Source organism: Clostridium cylindrosporum DSM 605, assembly GCF_001047375.1.
Taxonomy (GTDB): domain Bacteria; phylum Bacillota; class Clostridia; order Clostridiales; family Caloramatoraceae; genus Clostridium_AB; species Clostridium_AB cylindrosporum.
Map to the genome: position 1 here is coordinate 166,420 of NZ_LFVU01000028.1, position 16,010 is coordinate 182,429.

Annotated in this window: 15 protein-coding genes, 1 riboswitch and 1 other annotated feature; of the genes, 2 read left to right on the forward strand and 13 right to left on the reverse strand. The window is 32.1% G+C overall.

Going from position 1 to position 16,010, the window contains the following annotated elements; translation table 11 throughout:
- Positions 1-13: 13 nt before the first annotated feature.
- Both CLCY_RS11655 and trpE read right to left on the reverse strand, forming a co-directional pair.
- On the reverse strand, positions 14-586 hold the full coding sequence (locus tag CLCY_RS11655) for an anthranilate synthase component II (protein WP_048571322.1): 573 nt from the start codon (positions 584-586) through the stop codon (positions 14-16).
- The gene (trpE, locus tag CLCY_RS11660) at positions 583-2,004 is read right to left on the reverse strand and encodes an anthranilate synthase component I (protein ID WP_242844976.1); all 1,422 of its coding nucleotides are present in this window, start codon (positions 2,002-2,004) and stop codon (positions 583-585) included. Before trpE ends, CLCY_RS11655 begins: the two co-directional genes overlap by 4 nt.
- Before the next feature lie 50 nt (positions 2,005-2,054).
- Positions 2,055-2,305: a binding site (T-box leader), on the reverse strand.
- Positions 2,306-2,444: 139 nt separating this feature from the next.
- On the opposite strand from trpE, the gene CLCY_RS11665 reads away from it, so the two are divergent.
- Positions 2,445-2,693: a GIY-YIG nuclease family protein gene (locus tag CLCY_RS11665; protein WP_048571323.1), complete on the forward strand. Its 249-nt coding sequence runs from the start codon at positions 2,445-2,447 to the stop codon at positions 2,691-2,693.
- A gap of 49 nt (positions 2,694-2,742) precedes the next feature.
- Here CLCY_RS11665 and lpdA read toward each other — a convergent pair whose 3' ends face one another.
- From lpdA to gcvT, 5 genes are all read right to left on the reverse strand, one after another.
- Entirely contained in the window at positions 2,743-4,140 is a 1,398-nt protein-coding gene (gene lpdA / locus CLCY_RS11670; RefSeq protein ID WP_048571324.1) for a dihydrolipoyl dehydrogenase, read from the reverse strand.
- Between the two features lie 26 nt (positions 4,141-4,166).
- Complete coding sequence (gene gcvPB / locus CLCY_RS11675; protein ID WP_048571325.1) at positions 4,167-5,621, reverse strand: aminomethyl-transferring glycine dehydrogenase subunit GcvPB; 1,455 nt, start codon at positions 5,619-5,621, stop codon at positions 4,167-4,169.
- Positions 5,622-5,623: 2 nt separating this feature from the next.
- Entirely contained in the window at positions 5,624-6,964 is a 1,341-nt protein-coding gene (gene gcvPA / locus CLCY_RS11680) for an aminomethyl-transferring glycine dehydrogenase subunit GcvPA (RefSeq protein WP_048571326.1), read from the reverse strand.
- Between the two features lie 3 nt (positions 6,965-6,967).
- Positions 6,968-7,351, reverse strand: a complete 384-nt coding sequence (gene gcvH / locus CLCY_RS13650; RefSeq protein WP_048571327.1) for a glycine cleavage system protein GcvH — start codon at positions 7,349-7,351, stop codon at positions 6,968-6,970.
- 67 nt (positions 7,352-7,418) lie between these two features.
- Positions 7,419-8,534, reverse strand: coding sequence for a glycine cleavage system aminomethyltransferase GcvT (gene gcvT / locus CLCY_RS11690; RefSeq protein WP_048571328.1), 1,116 nt, complete (start codon positions 8,532-8,534; stop codon positions 7,419-7,421).
- Between the two features lie 211 nt (positions 8,535-8,745).
- Positions 8,746-8,846, reverse strand: a riboswitch (glycine riboswitch).
- 1,092 nt (positions 8,847-9,938) lie between these two features.
- Here gcvT and CLCY_RS11695 point away from each other — a divergent pair.
- Complete coding sequence (locus tag CLCY_RS11695; protein WP_161797128.1) at positions 9,939-11,384, forward strand: LTA synthase family protein; 1,446 nt, start codon at positions 9,939-9,941, stop codon at positions 11,382-11,384.
- A 284-nt stretch (positions 11,385-11,668) separates the two neighbouring features.
- On the opposite strand, the gene CLCY_RS11705 is transcribed toward CLCY_RS11695, so the two are convergent.
- The 6 genes from CLCY_RS11705 to CLCY_RS11730 form a co-directional block, all read right to left on the reverse strand.
- Entirely contained in the window at positions 11,669-12,040 is a 372-nt protein-coding gene (locus CLCY_RS11705) for a DUF1284 domain-containing protein (protein WP_048571331.1), read from the reverse strand.
- 128 nt (positions 12,041-12,168) lie between these two features.
- Complete coding sequence (gene cobC, locus CLCY_RS11710) at positions 12,169-12,762, reverse strand: alpha-ribazole phosphatase (protein WP_048571332.1); 594 nt, start codon at positions 12,760-12,762, stop codon at positions 12,169-12,171.
- Positions 12,753-13,529 (reverse strand): adenosylcobinamide-GDP ribazoletransferase, encoded by a 777-nt coding sequence (gene cobS / locus CLCY_RS11715; RefSeq protein ID WP_048571333.1) that lies wholly within the window; start codon positions 13,527-13,529, stop codon positions 12,753-12,755. The genes cobC and cobS overlap by 10 nt, the downstream gene beginning before the upstream one ends.
- Before the next feature lie 8 nt (positions 13,530-13,537).
- Complete coding sequence (gene cobU / locus CLCY_RS11720; RefSeq protein WP_048571334.1) at positions 13,538-14,074, reverse strand: bifunctional adenosylcobinamide kinase/adenosylcobinamide-phosphate guanylyltransferase; 537 nt, start codon at positions 14,072-14,074, stop codon at positions 13,538-13,540.
- Positions 14,071-15,144, reverse strand: coding sequence for a nicotinate-nucleotide--dimethylbenzimidazole phosphoribosyltransferase (gene cobT / locus CLCY_RS11725; RefSeq protein WP_048571335.1), 1,074 nt, complete (start codon positions 15,142-15,144; stop codon positions 14,071-14,073). The genes cobU and cobT overlap by 4 nt, the downstream gene beginning before the upstream one ends.
- Positions 15,145-15,214: 70 nt before the next feature.
- Positions 15,215-16,006 (reverse strand): M15 family metallopeptidase, encoded by a 792-nt coding sequence (locus CLCY_RS11730; RefSeq protein ID WP_048571336.1) that lies wholly within the window; start codon positions 16,004-16,006, stop codon positions 15,215-15,217.
- Positions 16,007-16,010 lie beyond the last annotated feature (4 nt).

The following is a 16,010-nucleotide window of genomic DNA, read 5'->3' on the forward strand; positions in this document are numbered from 1 at the left end:
ATCCCCTCCTAAACTACCTTATAAGATTTATAAAGTTCTCAATTATCTTCATACCATCTTCAGTGAAAATTGATTCTGGATGAAACTGTACCCCATGAAGTGGATATTTCTTATGACATATTCCCATTATTTCATCATCATCTTCTGATTTTGCTGTAACCTCAAATTCATCTAGGGTAGAATCTTTAGATATAACTAAGGAGTGATATCTCATAACTCTTAAAGGCTTATTTATGCCAGTAAAAAGCCCCTTACCATCATGATTTATATTCGATGTTTTTCCGTGCATTATTTTTTCAGCTCTTATAACTTCTCCCCCAAAAACCTCTCCTATTGCTTGATGTCCAAGACAAATTCCAAGTATAGGAGTAGTTTTATAAAATTCCTTAATAACATCCATTGAAATTCCCGCATCCTTAGGAGTTTTAGGCCCTGGAGATATTATTATTCCTCTTGGATTTAACATTTTTATTTCATCTATTGTTATTTCGTTATTTCTATATATTTTTATATCCTTATAAAGATTACCTATATATTGATAAACATTGTAAGTAAATGAATCAAAGTTATCTATTATTAAAATCATCCCATTACCTCCATAACTCCAAGAGCCTTATTATAGGTTTCAAAGTATTCATTTTCTTCTATTGAGTCATAAACAACACCTGCGCCTGCTTGAACATATGCAATACTGTCTTTTAACAAAGCGGTTCTGATTGCTATAGCAAAATCTATATCTCCATTGAAAGAAATATAGCCTACTGCACCACCATATACCCCTCTTTTATCTTCTTCCAGCTCATTAATAATTTCCATTGCACGAATTTTTGGTGCTCCAGAGAGTGTTCCTGCAGGGAATACTGACTTAAATCCTTCTAATGGATGAATATCTTTTTTTATCTTGCCACTTACCATAGCTGTTAAATGTATCACTCTAGAGTACTTTTGAGGATTAAGCATACTTTCTACCTTAACACTTCCAATTTCACTAACCCTACCTACATCATTTCTTCCAAGGTCAACAAGCATTAAGTGTTCTGCAACTTCTTTTTCATCATTTAAAAGCCCTTCGATAATTTTTTCATCTTCTAAGTCATTATTTCCTCTTTTTCTAGTTCCAGCTATGGGATTTGTTTTTATAATTCCGTCTTTCACACTAATTAAGCTTTCAGGTGAAGATCCTAAAACCTTAAATTCATCGTATTCAATATAAAACATATATGATGAAGGATTAGCCCTTCTTAACTTTCTATATATAGAAAATTCATCCGAAGTAAATTTACCTGAAAATCTTTGTGAAAGTACAACCTGAAATATATCTCCATTTTTAATATATTCCTTTGCAGTAGTTACCATTTTCTCAAATTGTGACTTTTCCATATTACTATTAAATTCTATTTTTTCACCTTGATCTATAGACTTTATATCTCTATTTGTTGTAATTTCTTTTTCAAGACTACTAAATTCTTTCTCTATTTCCTCATATAAAGGATTATCTTCATCAGCTAAAATAGTTTTTGCAAAATAAACAGTATCCATTAGATGGTCAAATATTATATAGTTTTTATAAAACATCATATAAAAATCAGGAACATTCAATGTATCTCTCTTAGCATCTGCAATATTTTCATAGTTCTTTTTCATATCATATCCAAAGTAACCTATAGCTCCTCCTAAAAACGGAAAGTCACTTTTTATATCTTTATTTGTTTCAATCTTTAAATACTCTAAAGGATCTATATTTAAAGTCTCGCTTCCTTTTTCATCTACAATATTTATAATATCTTTCTCACCATAAACTTTTTTATATGGAGTTATTGCTATAATAGAATATCTAGACTTATTTCCATCTTTTCCTATACTTTCAAGTAGAGCTTTGTTCTTACTTGTTAGGTTCTGAAAAACTCCAATAGGCGTTAATTCATCTCCATTAATAGCATTAGTTATAATAAAATTTTTCTTATTCTTTAGTAAGGTATTAAACTCATCTTTACTTATATTCAAAACAATCCCCTCTTTCAAAAAAATAAAAGCCCTCTATAGGTTATATACCTATAGAGGGCGATGTATACTAACGCGGTGCCACCTCTAATTAAATGCAAAAGCACTTATCTCAAATTCAGATACAGAAAAAACTATTTTCGATATCCTATCCCTTTAACGGTGGAAGCCGTGTCCCCTACTTTCATAATGATTTCAGTTTCCTCTCGTAAGTCCATTCAACATTCCTTTGAAATCGATTCACACCATCCATCGACTCTCTGCGTTCTCCAAAATGCCTACTTCTCTTACTCAACGATTTGAAAATATTTCAATTAATCTTTGCACTAATTGTAAATGAAATATTATACAATGTCAACATCAATTTTTATAATTTTTAAATATATTTTTATTTATTCTTGTTCTGTAATTAACCAATAGATATAATAAAAGTGGTGATGATTATGAATTATACATATATTTTAGAATGTAATGATAAAAGCCTTTACACAGGATGGACAAATGACCTTAGTAAAAGGCTTTCTATGCATCTAAAGGGAAAAGCATCTAAATATACAAGAGCAAGACTTCCTGTAAAAATAGTTTATTATGAACAGTTTCTTGATAAAAAAGACGCTATGAAAAGAGAATATGCAATAAAAAAGCTCACAAGAAAACAAAAACTTAAATTAATAAATTCATTTAATAATTAAAAAAGGCTGTTAACAAAAGTTAACAGCCTTTAAAGTGCACTTATTTTAATTACTTCTTTTTTGGTACCATATGAATAGCTTCGTTGTTGATTCCTAAAACAGCTTCAACAAAGCTTTCTGAAAGAGTTGGATGTGCGTGAATTGTATCCGCAATATCCTTAACCTTTAGCTTTCTTGATACAGCTAAAACTCCTTCATGGATAAGATCTGATGCATGAGGACCTAGAATGTGAACCCCAATTATAGTGTCATCCATGTCAGCTAGTACCTTTACAAGACCTTCAGTTTCTCCAAGAGATAATGCTTTACCATTAGCGGCAAACATAAACTTAGATGCCTTGTATTCTTTACCTTCAGCCTTAAGTTCATCCTCTGAAGGTCCTATTGTTGAAAGTTCTGGGAATACGAATACACAGCTTGGAACTAAGCTATGGTCCGCATCACTTGAGTGACCCATAATTAATTCAGCAACAGTAATTCCTTGATGTGATGCAGCGTGAGCAAGCATGCTCTTTCCGTTAACATCACCTATAGCGTAGATTCCTTCAACGTTAGTTTCAAACTTATCGTTAACTTTGATTCCTCTTCCGTCGAATTCTACACCAACTTCTTCAAGTCCTATACCTTTAACAAGTGGTGTTCTACCAATTGACATAAGTACCTTGTCTGCTTCAAAAGTAACTTCGCCTTTTTTACCTTCAGCAACTACCTTTAAGCATCCATCTCCTTGTTCAATTTTTTGAATTCTTGTATGAAGTTGCATGTTTACACCCTTCTTCTTTACTGATGCAACAAGTCTCTTTGTAAGATCTGAGTCAGCAAACTTAAGAATTCTGTCACCACTTTGAAGTACAGTTACTTCAGTTCCTAGTGAATTGAATATACCAGCAAACTCCATTCCGATAACTCCACCACCAACAACTAGAAGTCTCTTTGGAATTTCACGAAGCTCAAGTATTTCGTTACTTGTAAGAACTCCTTCTAGAGTTGCTCCTTCAATTGAAGGAATTGATGGCTCAGAACCAGTAGCTATAATAATATTCTTAGTAGTTATTTCTCTAGTTTCACCATCGTTTAGAGTAACCACAATTGTGTTTTTATCCTTAATTGTAGCTTTTCCTGATACTAGTTCAACTCCATTAGCCTTAATAAGTTGTTCAACTCCTGTAACTAATGTACTAACTACCTTTTCTTTTCTATCATGAACTTTATTTATGTCAACTTCATATGAAGGAACGCTAATACCAAACTCGTCAATTTCATGAAGTATGTTTAGTATTTCTGCATTTCTATATAAAGCCTTTGTTGGTATACATCCTCTATTAAGACATGTACCTCCAACCTTATCCATTTCAATTATACAAGTTTTAGCGCCAAGTTGTGCAGCCTTAATACCAGCTACATATCCACCTGGGCCTCCACCAATAACAACAACATCCATTTGCATTAGTATTACACCTTCCTAGCTTCTAGTTATTGAGCACTCCACTTAAGAACAGGTTTTAGAGCAGCCTTAACTTCGTCTAGTCTCTTTACTTCTGTAGTATGAGGCGCTGTTTTAACTAGTTCTGGATTTTCCTTAGCTTCCTTAGCTATGCTAATTAAAGCGTCCATAAACTTGTCAAGAGTTTCCTTGCTTTCAGTTTCTGTTGGCTCAATCATCATTGCTTCATGTACTATTAGTGGGAAGTAAATTGTTGGTGGATGGTATCCGTAGTCAAGAAGTCTCTTAGCTATATCAAGAGTTGAAACTTCTGATAATCCACCTATTCCTGCAAGTACGAATTCGTGCTTACATAATTGGTCCATTGGAAGTGAGTAATGCTTCTTTAGAGTTTCCTTCATGTAGTTAGCGTTAAGTACTGCAGTTTCACTAGCATACTTAAGGCCTTCTGCTCCCATTGTAAGAACATAAGTATATGCTCTAACTGAGATTCCGAAGTTACCATAGAAGTTCTTAATCTTTCCAAGTGAGCTTGGTCTATCGTAGTCAAGCTTGTAGCTATCTCCACTCTTAGTAACTACTGGAGTTGGAAGATACTTTTCAAGTCTTGCCTTAACTCCAACAGGACCTGCTCCTGGACCTCCACCACCATGAGGTGTTGAGAATGTCTTATGAAGATTTAAGTGGATTATATCAAATCCCATATCCCCTGGTCTTGTTATACCCATGATAGCATTCATGTTTGCTCCATCATAGTATAGAAGTCCGCCTGCTTCATGAACAAGAGTTGCAATTTCCTTTATGTTTGTTTCAAATAGTCCAAGTGTGCTTGGGTTAGTAAGCATTAGTCCTGCAACATTTTCATCTAAAGCTTCCTTTAGTGCATCAATGTTAACTGAACCGTCACTATTTGACTTAATTTCTACTATTTCAAATCCAGCAACTGCAGCTGAAGCTGGGTTAGTACCATGTGCTGAATCAGGAACAATTATCTTATTTCTATTTTCTTGTCCGTTTTCTCTATGGTAAGCCTTCATTATCATAAGACCTAACATTTCACCGTGAGCTCCTGCAGCTGGTTGAAGCGTTACGCTATCCATTCCTGTAAGTTCAGCTAGTCTGTCTGATAAATCATACATTAGCTCAAGTGCACCTTGCACTGTTTCTTCACTTTGGTATGGGTGAACATTCTTAAATCCTGGAAGATTAGCGATATCTTCGTTTATCTTAGGATTGTACTTCATTGTACATGATCCTAGTGGATAAAATCCTGTATCAAGACCAAAGTTCTTATTTGAAAGATTTGTAAAGTGTCTTACAACTTCGTTTTCTGCAACTTCTGGAAGCTTTGCATCCTCAGTTCTTAGAAGACCTTCTGGAAGAATACTCTTTACTTCTTTTTCTTCAACATCACATTTAGGAAGCGTATATCCTACTCTACCTGGCTTTGAAACTTCAAATATTAAACTGTTATATTGATTCATCGTTATATTCCTCCCAATACATCAGCTAATTTATCAATCTCAGCCTTAGTTCTCTTTTCTGTTACACAGATTAGTGTTGCATTCTTAAGGTCTTCATAGTCATTACCTAGGTTATATCCACCGATAATTCCAGCTTCCTTAAGCTTTGCATTAGCAGCATCTACGTCACTTGAAAGTTCAACCGCAAACTCCTTGAAGAATGGAGCATTATATACAGGCTTAACCTTTCCAGTAGCAACTAGCTTATCAAATGCGTAGTGTGCCTTTTGAAGACATTGAGTTGCAACTTCCTTAATACCCTTCTTACCAAGAAGTGACATATATATAGTCGCTCTTAAAGCAATAAGCCCTTGGTTTGAACAGATATTTGAAGTAGCCTTTTCACGTCTAATATGTTGCTCTCTAGCTTGAAGAGTAAGAACGAAAGCTCTCTTTCCTTCTGAATCTTCAGTTTGACCAACAACTCTACCTGGTATCTTTCTCATAAGCTTGTTTGTAACAGCCATGAATCCTAGGTATGGTCCACCAAAGCTTAGGTAGTTACCTAGTGATTGACCGTCACCTACAACTATATCTGCACCAATTTCCCCTGGAGTCTTAAGAATTCCAAGTGATATTGGATCAACGCTCATTACAAGATTTGCCTTGTTAGCATGAGTTATCTTTTCAATTGCTTCAGCATCTTCGATACATCCGAAGAAGTTAGGGCTTTGAATAATAACCCCAGCTGTCTTGTTATCAACTACAGCTTCAAGCTTTTCAAGGTCAGTAACACCGTCTTTAACATCAACTTCAACAAGTTCAATATTGTTAAAATCCATGTATGTAGCAAGTACACGTCTAGCTTCTGGTTGTACTGCCTTTGATACAACTATCTTTTTCTTTCTTGTAGAAGATGCTGAAATCATAGCAGCTTCTGCAACTGCTGTTGCAGCATCGTACATTGATGCATTTGCAACATCCATTCCAGTAAGTTCACAAATTAGTGATTGGTACTCAAATATAACTTGTAGAGTTCCTTGTGAAATTTCTGGTTGGTATGGTGTATATGCAGTATAAAATTCTGATCTTGAAACTATATGTGAAATCGCTGATGGAACATAGTGATCATATGCACCTGCTCCAAGGAAACATACAGCTTCATCAGTAGTTAAATTCTTATTACTTAATGAAGAAAGCTTTCTGCTTATTTCTAACTCTGAGTATGGAGCCTCAAGGTCAAGTCTTCTGTTTAGCTTTAATTCTTCTGGAATATCGCTAAATAGATCATCTATAGAATTCATACCTATAGACTTAAGCATAGCCTCTCTTTCTTCACAAGTATTTGGTATATATGGAAACATATATTATGCCTCCTGACCTAGGAATTCTTCATACTTTTCTGAAGTCATTAGTCCATCAAGTTCTGATGCATCGCTTAGTTCGATTGCGAATATCCAGTTAGCATAAGCATCTGTGTTAAGAAGAGTTGGATCTCCTTCTACATCTTCGTTAACTTCTACAATTGTTCCGCTTACTGCAGTGTGCATATCTGTTGCAGCCTTAACTGATTCGATAACTCCTACAGTGTCTCCTGCAGCAACTTCTGAATCTACTTCTGGAAGTTCAACGTAAACGATGCTTCCTAGTTGGTGTTGAGCGTAGTCTGAAATTCCTACATATGCCTTATTTCCTTCAACCTTTACCCAGTCATGATCATTTGTATAAAGTAGTCCGCTTTCAACTTTCATTATAATATCCTCCTTAAATTTAAAAAAATTTATTTTATTTTAATTTATTTTATTTTAAAAATCTTAATTACTTCTTTTCTTGTTTAGTCTTCTTTGTGTAGAATCTCTTGCTGATAACTTCTGCCTTAGCAGTCTTGTTTCTGATTTGGATTTCAATTTCTGTTCCAAGTTCAGCGTATTCAGCTTCAACTAGAGCAGTTCCTATTGTCTTTTGAAGAGTTGGTGAGAAGTAACCAGTTGCAACAGCACCGATAACCTTACCATCCTTAACAACATCATATCCGTGTCTTGGAATACCTCTTTCCTTCATTTCAAATCCAATAGTCTTTCTCTTTAGACCTTCTTCTTTTTGCTTAACTAGAACTGACTTACCAATGAAGTCTGAAGCCTTGCCAAGCTTTACGAAGAATCCAAGTCCTGCTTCTAGTGGTGATATAGTATCACTCATTTCATTTCCATATAGAGGAAGTGCAGCTTCAAATCTTAGAGTATCTCTTGCACCAAGACCTGCTGGCTTAAGAACGTCTGCACCTGCTTCTAGTAGAGCATTCCAAACTTTTTCTATTGCATCGTTTGTAGTATATACTTCGAATCCATCTTCCCCAGTGTATCCAGTTCTTGAAACAAGACACTTAACTCCTGCTACATTAACTGAATCGTTGAAGTAGAAGAATTTGATTGTGCTAAGATCAACATCAGATACCTTTTGAAGAATAGCTTGTGCTTCTGGTCCTTGGATTGCAATTTCTGCAACTTCTGGTGAAACATTTTCAACCTTTACGTCAAATCCCTTAGCTTTTTCTTCTATCCACTTAACATCCTTATCGATGTTAGCAGCATTTATAACAAGGTACATGTGGTTTTCATCATACTTGTATACTAGAAGGTCATCAACGATACCTCCATTTTCGTTACACATTAAGTTGTATGCTATTTGAGTGTTTTCAAGACCTGCAATGTCGTTAGTTACTAGGTAATCAACGAATTTTTGTGCATCTGGTCCAGTAATATCAACTTCACCCATATGTGAAACGTCAAATATACCAGCTTGAGTTCTAACAGCTGTATGCTCTTCAACTAATCCCTCATATTGAATTGGCATTTCCCAACCTGCGAATTCTACGATTTTTCCTCCAACTTTTTGATGTGCATCAAAAAGAGGTGTTTTCTTTAAATTACTCATAATAATTTTATCCTCCCTTCATTCCGTTAAAGTTAAATATTTAGAACCTTTAATTAAATTTTAGATATAAACCTAGGTATAGTCTTAGTAACATCACAAAAAGACATGTTAATTTGAACTTTCAAAATACATATCCCTTGATTACCAAACCCCATAAAAACCGCAAATGTTACTAAGGATATCTAAAAAAAGTTAAGTTCTAAATTCTAGCAGTTTATCCTCTGTCCTTGTTACCTGAGAGTTTCTACATGCTCACGTGAAGCCATGTATTTCTCCTTCGGTGCTTAATTAAGACTTTCCAGAGTTCCATCAAGTAATGATTCATTTGCCTGAAAGTTTTTATAAAAACCTGCCTTTTTATTTTTACATTGCTTCTTCGGCTCCTAATTTAATAGGTATCTCTCACTACTGTCATCTGAGAAGTTTATTAATTTTTGATTATTTATCTTTAATTTTAATTCTATTGTTAGAAAAAATCAACAATTGTTTAATTTTAAATAAAGTTTTATTCATACCCTTTAACAATTGCCAAAATTTTATCAATAGTTTTTTCCAATATACCCTTTATTTCTTAATAAGTAAATGCTACTTATTTTAGTAAATTACTATTTGCTTAGCCTAACTTGTATAAATTTAAAATTTCATTTATGTACCCAGTGTAGCCTACAATGCCTATTTTATTATTACTTATGTACCTATTAGTGTATAGCATTTAAACTCCCATTTTTATTTTATTAAATAGTGACTATTTTATTCATGATAAATTTAATAAAAATGCGAAATCACCTATAGGACATTTTACATTTTTATTATATATTATATAATTATGACTTAATAATTCTAAAAAATAGCGTGAAATTTGTAACAAAGTAACTTTTACGTATTGTTAGATTATTGTCATTGTTTTCTACCTATTCTTAACATTTACATAAATATACCATTATTAAATTGAGAATTACTTATGAAAGGAATTTATGGATGAAACTAAAAAAAATTTTATTAACTAGGTTAGAAATTCCTAGAATACTCCTAACATTACCTTATAAAATCAAAGGAATATTCGAAAATAAGGCATTTTCAAGTAGCACCTTAGCCTTATTTATAAAAATATTACTTTTTATTCTTATAACCTCAAGTGATACTGCTACTAGGATCAACTTAAAAACAGTATTTTATAGCGCTCCACCTTTGCTTGTTTATTGCAGTTTTATACTACTTTTTTTATCTTTTTCATATTTGTTTAACTCCAAATATCACCTTATATCCTTATTTGTGCTAAATATATTTTTAACTATCATCATTTTAGGTGACATTTTATATTATAGAGCCAATAGCTCATTTTTATCTTTACATCTAATTAGTTATACATCTAACCTTGAAAATCTTTCAAGTAGCATTTTTTCTATGTTTAGATTGCTTGATGTTATATTTTTTATAGATTTATTTCTAATCGGAATATTTCTAACTCGAATTAAAAAAAGATATGACCTATTTAGAAGAGATATTTCTTCGTTTATGATACTTTTTTTAGTTCCAACTATATATTTAACATATGCCCATATTAAAATAGATAAGCTAAACAAGGGCTTTTACAACCAAACAATATTTATAAATAGTTGGGCGCAAAATCAAACTATGTCTAACCTAACTCCCATAGGTTATCATTTGTTCGATATATACAACTACTTAAAGGATAGTAAACCTTATAATATTACATCTAGTGAAAAGTTAAAGATTGAAACCTTCTTTGAAAATAAAGCTGAACTTCTCCCGAAAAATAATTTTAATGCAATGTTCAAAGGAAAGAACTTAATAATACTTCAAGTTGAGTCCCTTGAAAATTTCGTTATAGGCAAAAGCAATAATGGCCAAGAGATTACCCCTAACATTAATAAACTGCTTAAAAATAGTATTTACTTTGATAATTTTCTTGAACAAACACATGAAGGTACTACTTCAGACGCTGAATTTATGGCTAATACTTCTATATTTCCTGTAAGACGCGGAAGCACATTTTTCAGATTTCCTTCAAATAAATATTATGCTTCTCTTCCAAATTTAATGGAGAAATCAGGTTATAGTTCAATTGCTACTCATCCTGATAGGGGTTCATATTGGAATTGGCTTCCTTCCCTTTCTTCTATAGGCTTTGAAAAGTGTGTAGATTCAACTTCACTAAATATTGATGAGACAATTGGCCTTGGATTAAGTGATAGAAGTTTTTTAAATCAATTGGCGAATATTTTAGAAAAGCAGCCAAAACCATTTTATAGCTTTTCTATAACTCTTTCTAGTCATACTCCTTACAAGCTTCCTAAGGAACATGTTAATCTTGATGTCTCAAAAGATATTAAAGGTCAAATAATTGGTTCTTACTTTGAATCTGTTAATTATACAGATTCAGCAATTGGTGAGTTTGTAAATCTATTAGATAAAAAGGGTATATTAAATAATTCTGTTGTTGTTATATATGGTGACCATGAAGGACCACACAAGTACTTTAAAGACGAAATTAAAAATTCTTCATATGAACCTTGGATGAAAGATAACTATTCCAAAGTACCTTTTATAATATACTCCAAGGATATATCATCTCCTAAGGTTATTTCAACCTATGGAGGTCAAATTGATATACTACCTACAATATCTTATTTAATGGGAATACCTGAAAAAAATTATACTTATACAAGTGTAGGAAGAAACCTTCTTAACACAAAACTTAACTACACTTATTTATCAAATGGAGAACTAAAATATAACAATTTACCTACTAATAAAATTTCACTTTTAAATAAATCAGTGGAATATAGTGACATAATTATTAGATCTAATTATTTTAGAAAGGAATAAGACCATGCCTACTATACCTATTTTCGCACTACCTTTTATAGCTACTATGTTTTTAGTTCCTATACTTTCTATAGAAGGAATTACCCCTTGGTTTTTATTTATATTTTTTTCATACAAAATAGTAAAAACCTCTAATAAAGCACACTTAACTAATAAGGAACTATTTAAAAAAACACTGATATATTTTTCTATATGTCTTTTTACCGGGATTTTATATAACATATGTATTAATGAAGCCACAACACTAGTTATTAAAAAACTATTATAAATTAAAAAGGATGGAGTTATTTACACACTCCATCCTTGTACCATTGACAATCTTTACATATCTTTTCAAAGTTAGCTTTTGTTAAATACTTATTTCTAAGTTTAACTAACTCATTATACTTATAGATTGAATTTACTTCTAAATTCAAATAATATGAAGCATTTTTATCAATCTTACTTATGTTATCCTCACAAGTACACTTACCAATCTGAAGATGTGGACACTCTTTACATATATCATCAGCCTGTGAGCATATTAATATTTTTGTTTCTGGGTTATTTTTAATTTTGTTGACTATTAAATCCATATTAGAAACAAAGTTTTCACTATATCCAATTCCTTTATAAAAGTTCAAGCACACAATATGGTGTGGTCTAAGTTTTAACATATATTCTCTCCAAACTTTATTATCATTTTAGTATTATATTTATAAAATTTTAACTCTTTTAAAATACATATGTCAACCAAAGTTATTTACCAGATTAACAATAAAAAGGACGCCTTATAAAAAGCGCCTTACTTATTAATTTCCTCTATTAAATTAATTCCTTCATATACTAAAATCCTAGTATAACAACCTTGTTTTACACTAAAGTTATAAAACATGTCCTTTGATAAACCTAACATGTGACACAAAAATACTCTAATAACACCACCATGGGTAGCTATTAAAACCCTCTCACTACTTTTAGGATCTACTATATCTAATAAAAATTCTACACATCTTTTATAAAAATCCCTAAATGATTCTCCACCTGGAAATGTAAAGTTCTTATAATCTCTTAAAAAATCTTCATATTCTTTTTCATATCCTAACATTACTTTGTCATATGAAACAGCATCCCAATAACCAAAATCAATTTCTTGTATCCTGATTTCTTCATAAATGCTGATATTCTCCTGATTATCTCCTAGTAAAATTTCAAGTGTTTCCTTAGTTCTTTTTAAAGGAGATGTATAGACCTTATCAATCTTAAAATTCTTCAGCTTATCTTTTAGTTGTTTTGCCTGATTAATTCCCTCTTGATTTAAGCTAGTGTCTATTCTACCTTGATACTTCTTATTAAAATTAAGGTCTGTTTCACCATGCCTAACAAATATTAGTTCCATAATACATTTATCACTCCTAATGATAAAATCATAAATACTACTTCTGAAATTTCAATAGAACAACCTAATATATCACCTGTAATCCCATTTAATATTCCTTCAATATATTTTCTAAAGCATATCATAACTAATAATGTTAATACGTATATTAACATTATTTTATAGCTAATAGAACTTACTATAATTGCCATAAAAACTTGGTTTATAAAAAGTTCCCTAATAGATATCTTACCAATAAACAAATCTCCAAGTCCCTCATTTTCCCTTGCGTACTTTCTTTTATACATGAAAAACAAAACAATAGACCTTGCTACTACAGGTGCAAGTAATACTACTATAAATAAAGGATATAACCACATACTTTTCACTTTAAGCATATTGATAGTCTCAAAGTACAGTGTCCACTTTAGTAAAATCAAAAGAATGAGTCCTACCCCACCAAATGTCCCAAGTCTACTGTCCTTCATAATCTCAAGAATTCTTTCTTTACTTCTCCCTGAGAAAATCCCATCACATGTATCTGAAAATCCATCTAAATGTATAGCACCTGTAATAAATGTATGTACAATAACTCCAATTAAGGCTGTTAAATAGGGCGAAAAAATCATATTTGATATATAAATAGAACCAGCTACAACAAAACCTATTATAAGCCCTATTATAGGAAAGTAAATTGCCCCACGGGCAAAATCTTCCCTGGTAACATCTAAGTTTTTTTTAACAGGTATTCTAGTCATAAACTGTAAAATAAGTAAAAATACTCTCATTTAGTCACCTACTTTATTTTCATTGGAATTGAAGATACTACAAGATATACACTTTCAGATTCAGTTGCTAAAAATTGATTAACTTTGCCTGCAATATCTCTAAAGTACCTACCTAGTTTACTTTCAGGTACAATTCCAAAGCCCACCTCATTTGTAACTAAGACAACTTTACCATTAAATTCTTTAAAGATATCTGTAAGTTTTTTAACCTCATTCATAACTTTTTCCTCAGCAATTTTAAATTCTTCACTTGTGTTATTTTCACATATCTCGAGTATTATATTTGATATCATAATAGTAACACAATCAAGAATAATCCCTTGATAAGAAGCTATGCTTTCAGAAAAATCTTTATCAAATTCCTTATGCTTTTCTAATGTATCCCAGTAATTTGGTCTATCTTTTTTATGCTTTATAACTCTATCTTTCATCTCATCATCAAATGGAATTGATGTAGCTATATAAAGAACTCTTTGAAAATCCTTCAAAAGCCCCTCAGCAAAACTTGACTTTCCACTTCTAGCACCACCTGTTACAAGTATCAATTCTCATCCCTCCATAAATCCTTATAATCTGCAAGATTAACATTCCCTTCTTCAAAAGTACCCATCTCGCTTATAACCTTAGTTGCTGTATCCATAATATTAAATGCAAGTGGACAACCAACACCTTCACCAAGTCTCATATCAAGATTAAGCATAGCTTTTAAATTAAGTTCACTTAATGCTATCATATACCCTTTTTCCATAGAAATGTGAGATGCAAACATATATCCTACTGAGTATTTATTTATTTTATATGCACAAAGAGCTGCAACAGCAGATATAAATCCATCAATTACTATAGGCAACTTGTAATATGCTGCACCTAAATAAAGTCCTACAAGACCTGCGATATCGAGTCCCCCAACTCTTCTCAAAGCCTCAATCGGGTTATCTAAATTATCTTTATGTAACTTAATTATTTTCTCTACTACCCTTTTTTTATGACGAAACTGTTCATCTGTAAGTCCTCCACCTCTTCCTGTTGCTTCCTCTACTGTGCATCCAGTTAAAGCAATTAAAAGAGATGAACTAGTTGTCGTATTTCCAATACCCATTTCTCCAGTTCCTATTATGCTATACCCCTTTGACTTTAAATCCTTTACTGTATTAAAACCAACTTCTATAGCATCTAGGCATTCCTTCATTGTCATAGCAGGCTCTTTAGCTATATTTCTAGTACCTTTTCTTATCTTTCGAACTTCAAGTCCTTCATAATAAATATCCTCTAAAACACCAATGTCTATTACCTTTAAATCAGTATTATTCGCCTTTGAAATTACAGCTATTCCAGTTATACCCCTAAGAAAATTAATCGTTTGCATAGATGTTACGCTTTGTGGTGCAGATGCAACACCTTCCTCACATACACCATTATCAGATGCCATGACTACCACAATTCTTTTTGTAAGATTTGGAGTTAAGGTTTCTTGAATGGAACATAATCTTGCTGCAATCTCTTCAAGACCTCCTAAACTTTTAATAGGCTTTATTAAGGAATCTAACTTTTCCTTCGCCTGCCCATATATAATATTATTTATAGATGTTATTTTTTCTAGTAAACTTAGATCCATATATCTTCCCCCTATTAATTAAAAAGCTGTAGGTGAAATCCCTACAGCTAAATAGTATCAATTTATTACTCTACTTGTCTATATGTTTATATAACCCTTCAAGAGTAAGATTATTTTTTTTCATATATGTACTTATTTCTTTCCCTACATATCTATAATGCCAGGGTTCATAATTATATCTTGTTTCCTTTTCCCTACCCTCTGGATATCTTAGAATATATCCGAACCTATAGGAATTATTCATTAGCCATTTAGCTTCATCAGTACTATGAAAGCCATCCTCAACATGAAATTTAAGTTCTTTACATGTTAAGTCAACTGCTAGTCCTGTTTGGTGTTCACTATGTCCCGGCAGTGCAACATAGCCCTTACCTGATTCTCCAACTTTTTTTATTTCTGCATTATATACTTTAACTTGTCTTTCAGAAGACCTATATCCACTATTAAGAAATATATTAATATTTCCTTCATTCTTAGCTGCATCAAGCATCTCCTCTAATGCCTTAGCAGCCTCCTTTCTTAGAAGATTCTTATCATTATCCTTTTCAGCGACTAAATTAACCTTTGGAACAACTAAGTCATCTAATATATCAATATCTTTTACTGGATTATCTTTATTAACTAATTGAACATAACCATTCTTATCATTTTCTATAATATATTCTATCCGGTCTAACTCTTTATTCTGTTCCACTATATTCTTTTCCATAGGCATTGTAATTTTGTTATTTATCGTTTCTTTTATAGGTTCTTTTTGCTTATTTAAAGATGTTTCTATGGAAATCACTATTAGTAAAAAAATAATTACCCCTAAAACATTACTTTTATTGTTCCTCTTTAATTTTTCCTTAGTTAGTTTCATATGT

Excerpts from the sequence above, each read along its gene's own strand:
- CLCY_RS11695 (WP_161797128.1), top strand. The coding sequence starts at position 9,939 with ATGTTTAGATTGCTTGATGTTATATTTTTTATAGATTTATTTCTAATC.
- CLCY_RS11705 (WP_048571331.1), bottom strand. The coding sequence starts at position 12,040 with ATGTTAAAACTTAGACCACACCATATTGTGTGCTTGAACTTTTATAAA.
- cobT (WP_048571335.1), bottom strand. The coding sequence starts at position 15,144 with ATGGATCTAAGTTTACTAGAAAAAATAACATCTATAAATAATATTATA.
- CLCY_RS11665 (WP_048571323.1), top strand. The coding sequence starts at position 2,445 with ATGAATTATACATATATTTTAGAATGTAATGATAAAAGCCTTTACACA.
- gcvPA (WP_048571326.1), bottom strand. The coding sequence starts at position 6,964 with ATGTTTCCATATATACCAAATACTTGTGAAGAAAGAGAGGCTATGCTT.
- gcvPB (WP_048571325.1), bottom strand. The coding sequence starts at position 5,621 with ATGAATCAATATAACAGTTTAATATTTGAAGTTTCAAAGCCAGGTAGA.
- CLCY_RS11655 (WP_048571322.1), bottom strand. The coding sequence starts at position 586 with ATGATTTTAATAATAGATAACTTTGATTCATTTACTTACAATGTTTAT.
- cobS (WP_048571333.1), bottom strand. The coding sequence starts at position 13,529 with ATGAGAGTATTTTTACTTATTTTACAGTTTATGACTAGAATACCTGTT.
- cobC (WP_048571332.1), bottom strand. The coding sequence starts at position 12,762 with ATGGAACTAATATTTGTTAGGCATGGTGAAACAGACCTTAATTTTAAT.
- lpdA (WP_048571324.1), bottom strand. The coding sequence starts at position 4,140 with ATGCAAATGGATGTTGTTGTTATTGGTGGAGGCCCAGGTGGATATGTA.
- gcvH (WP_048571327.1), bottom strand. The coding sequence starts at position 7,351 with ATGAAAGTTGAAAGCGGACTACTTTATACAAATGATCATGACTGGGTA.
- CLCY_RS11730 (WP_048571336.1), bottom strand. The coding sequence starts at position 16,006 with ATGAAACTAACTAAGGAAAAATTAAAGAGGAACAATAAAAGTAATGTT.
- gcvT (WP_048571328.1), bottom strand. The coding sequence starts at position 8,534 with ATGAGTAATTTAAAGAAAACACCTCTTTTTGATGCACATCAAAAAGTT.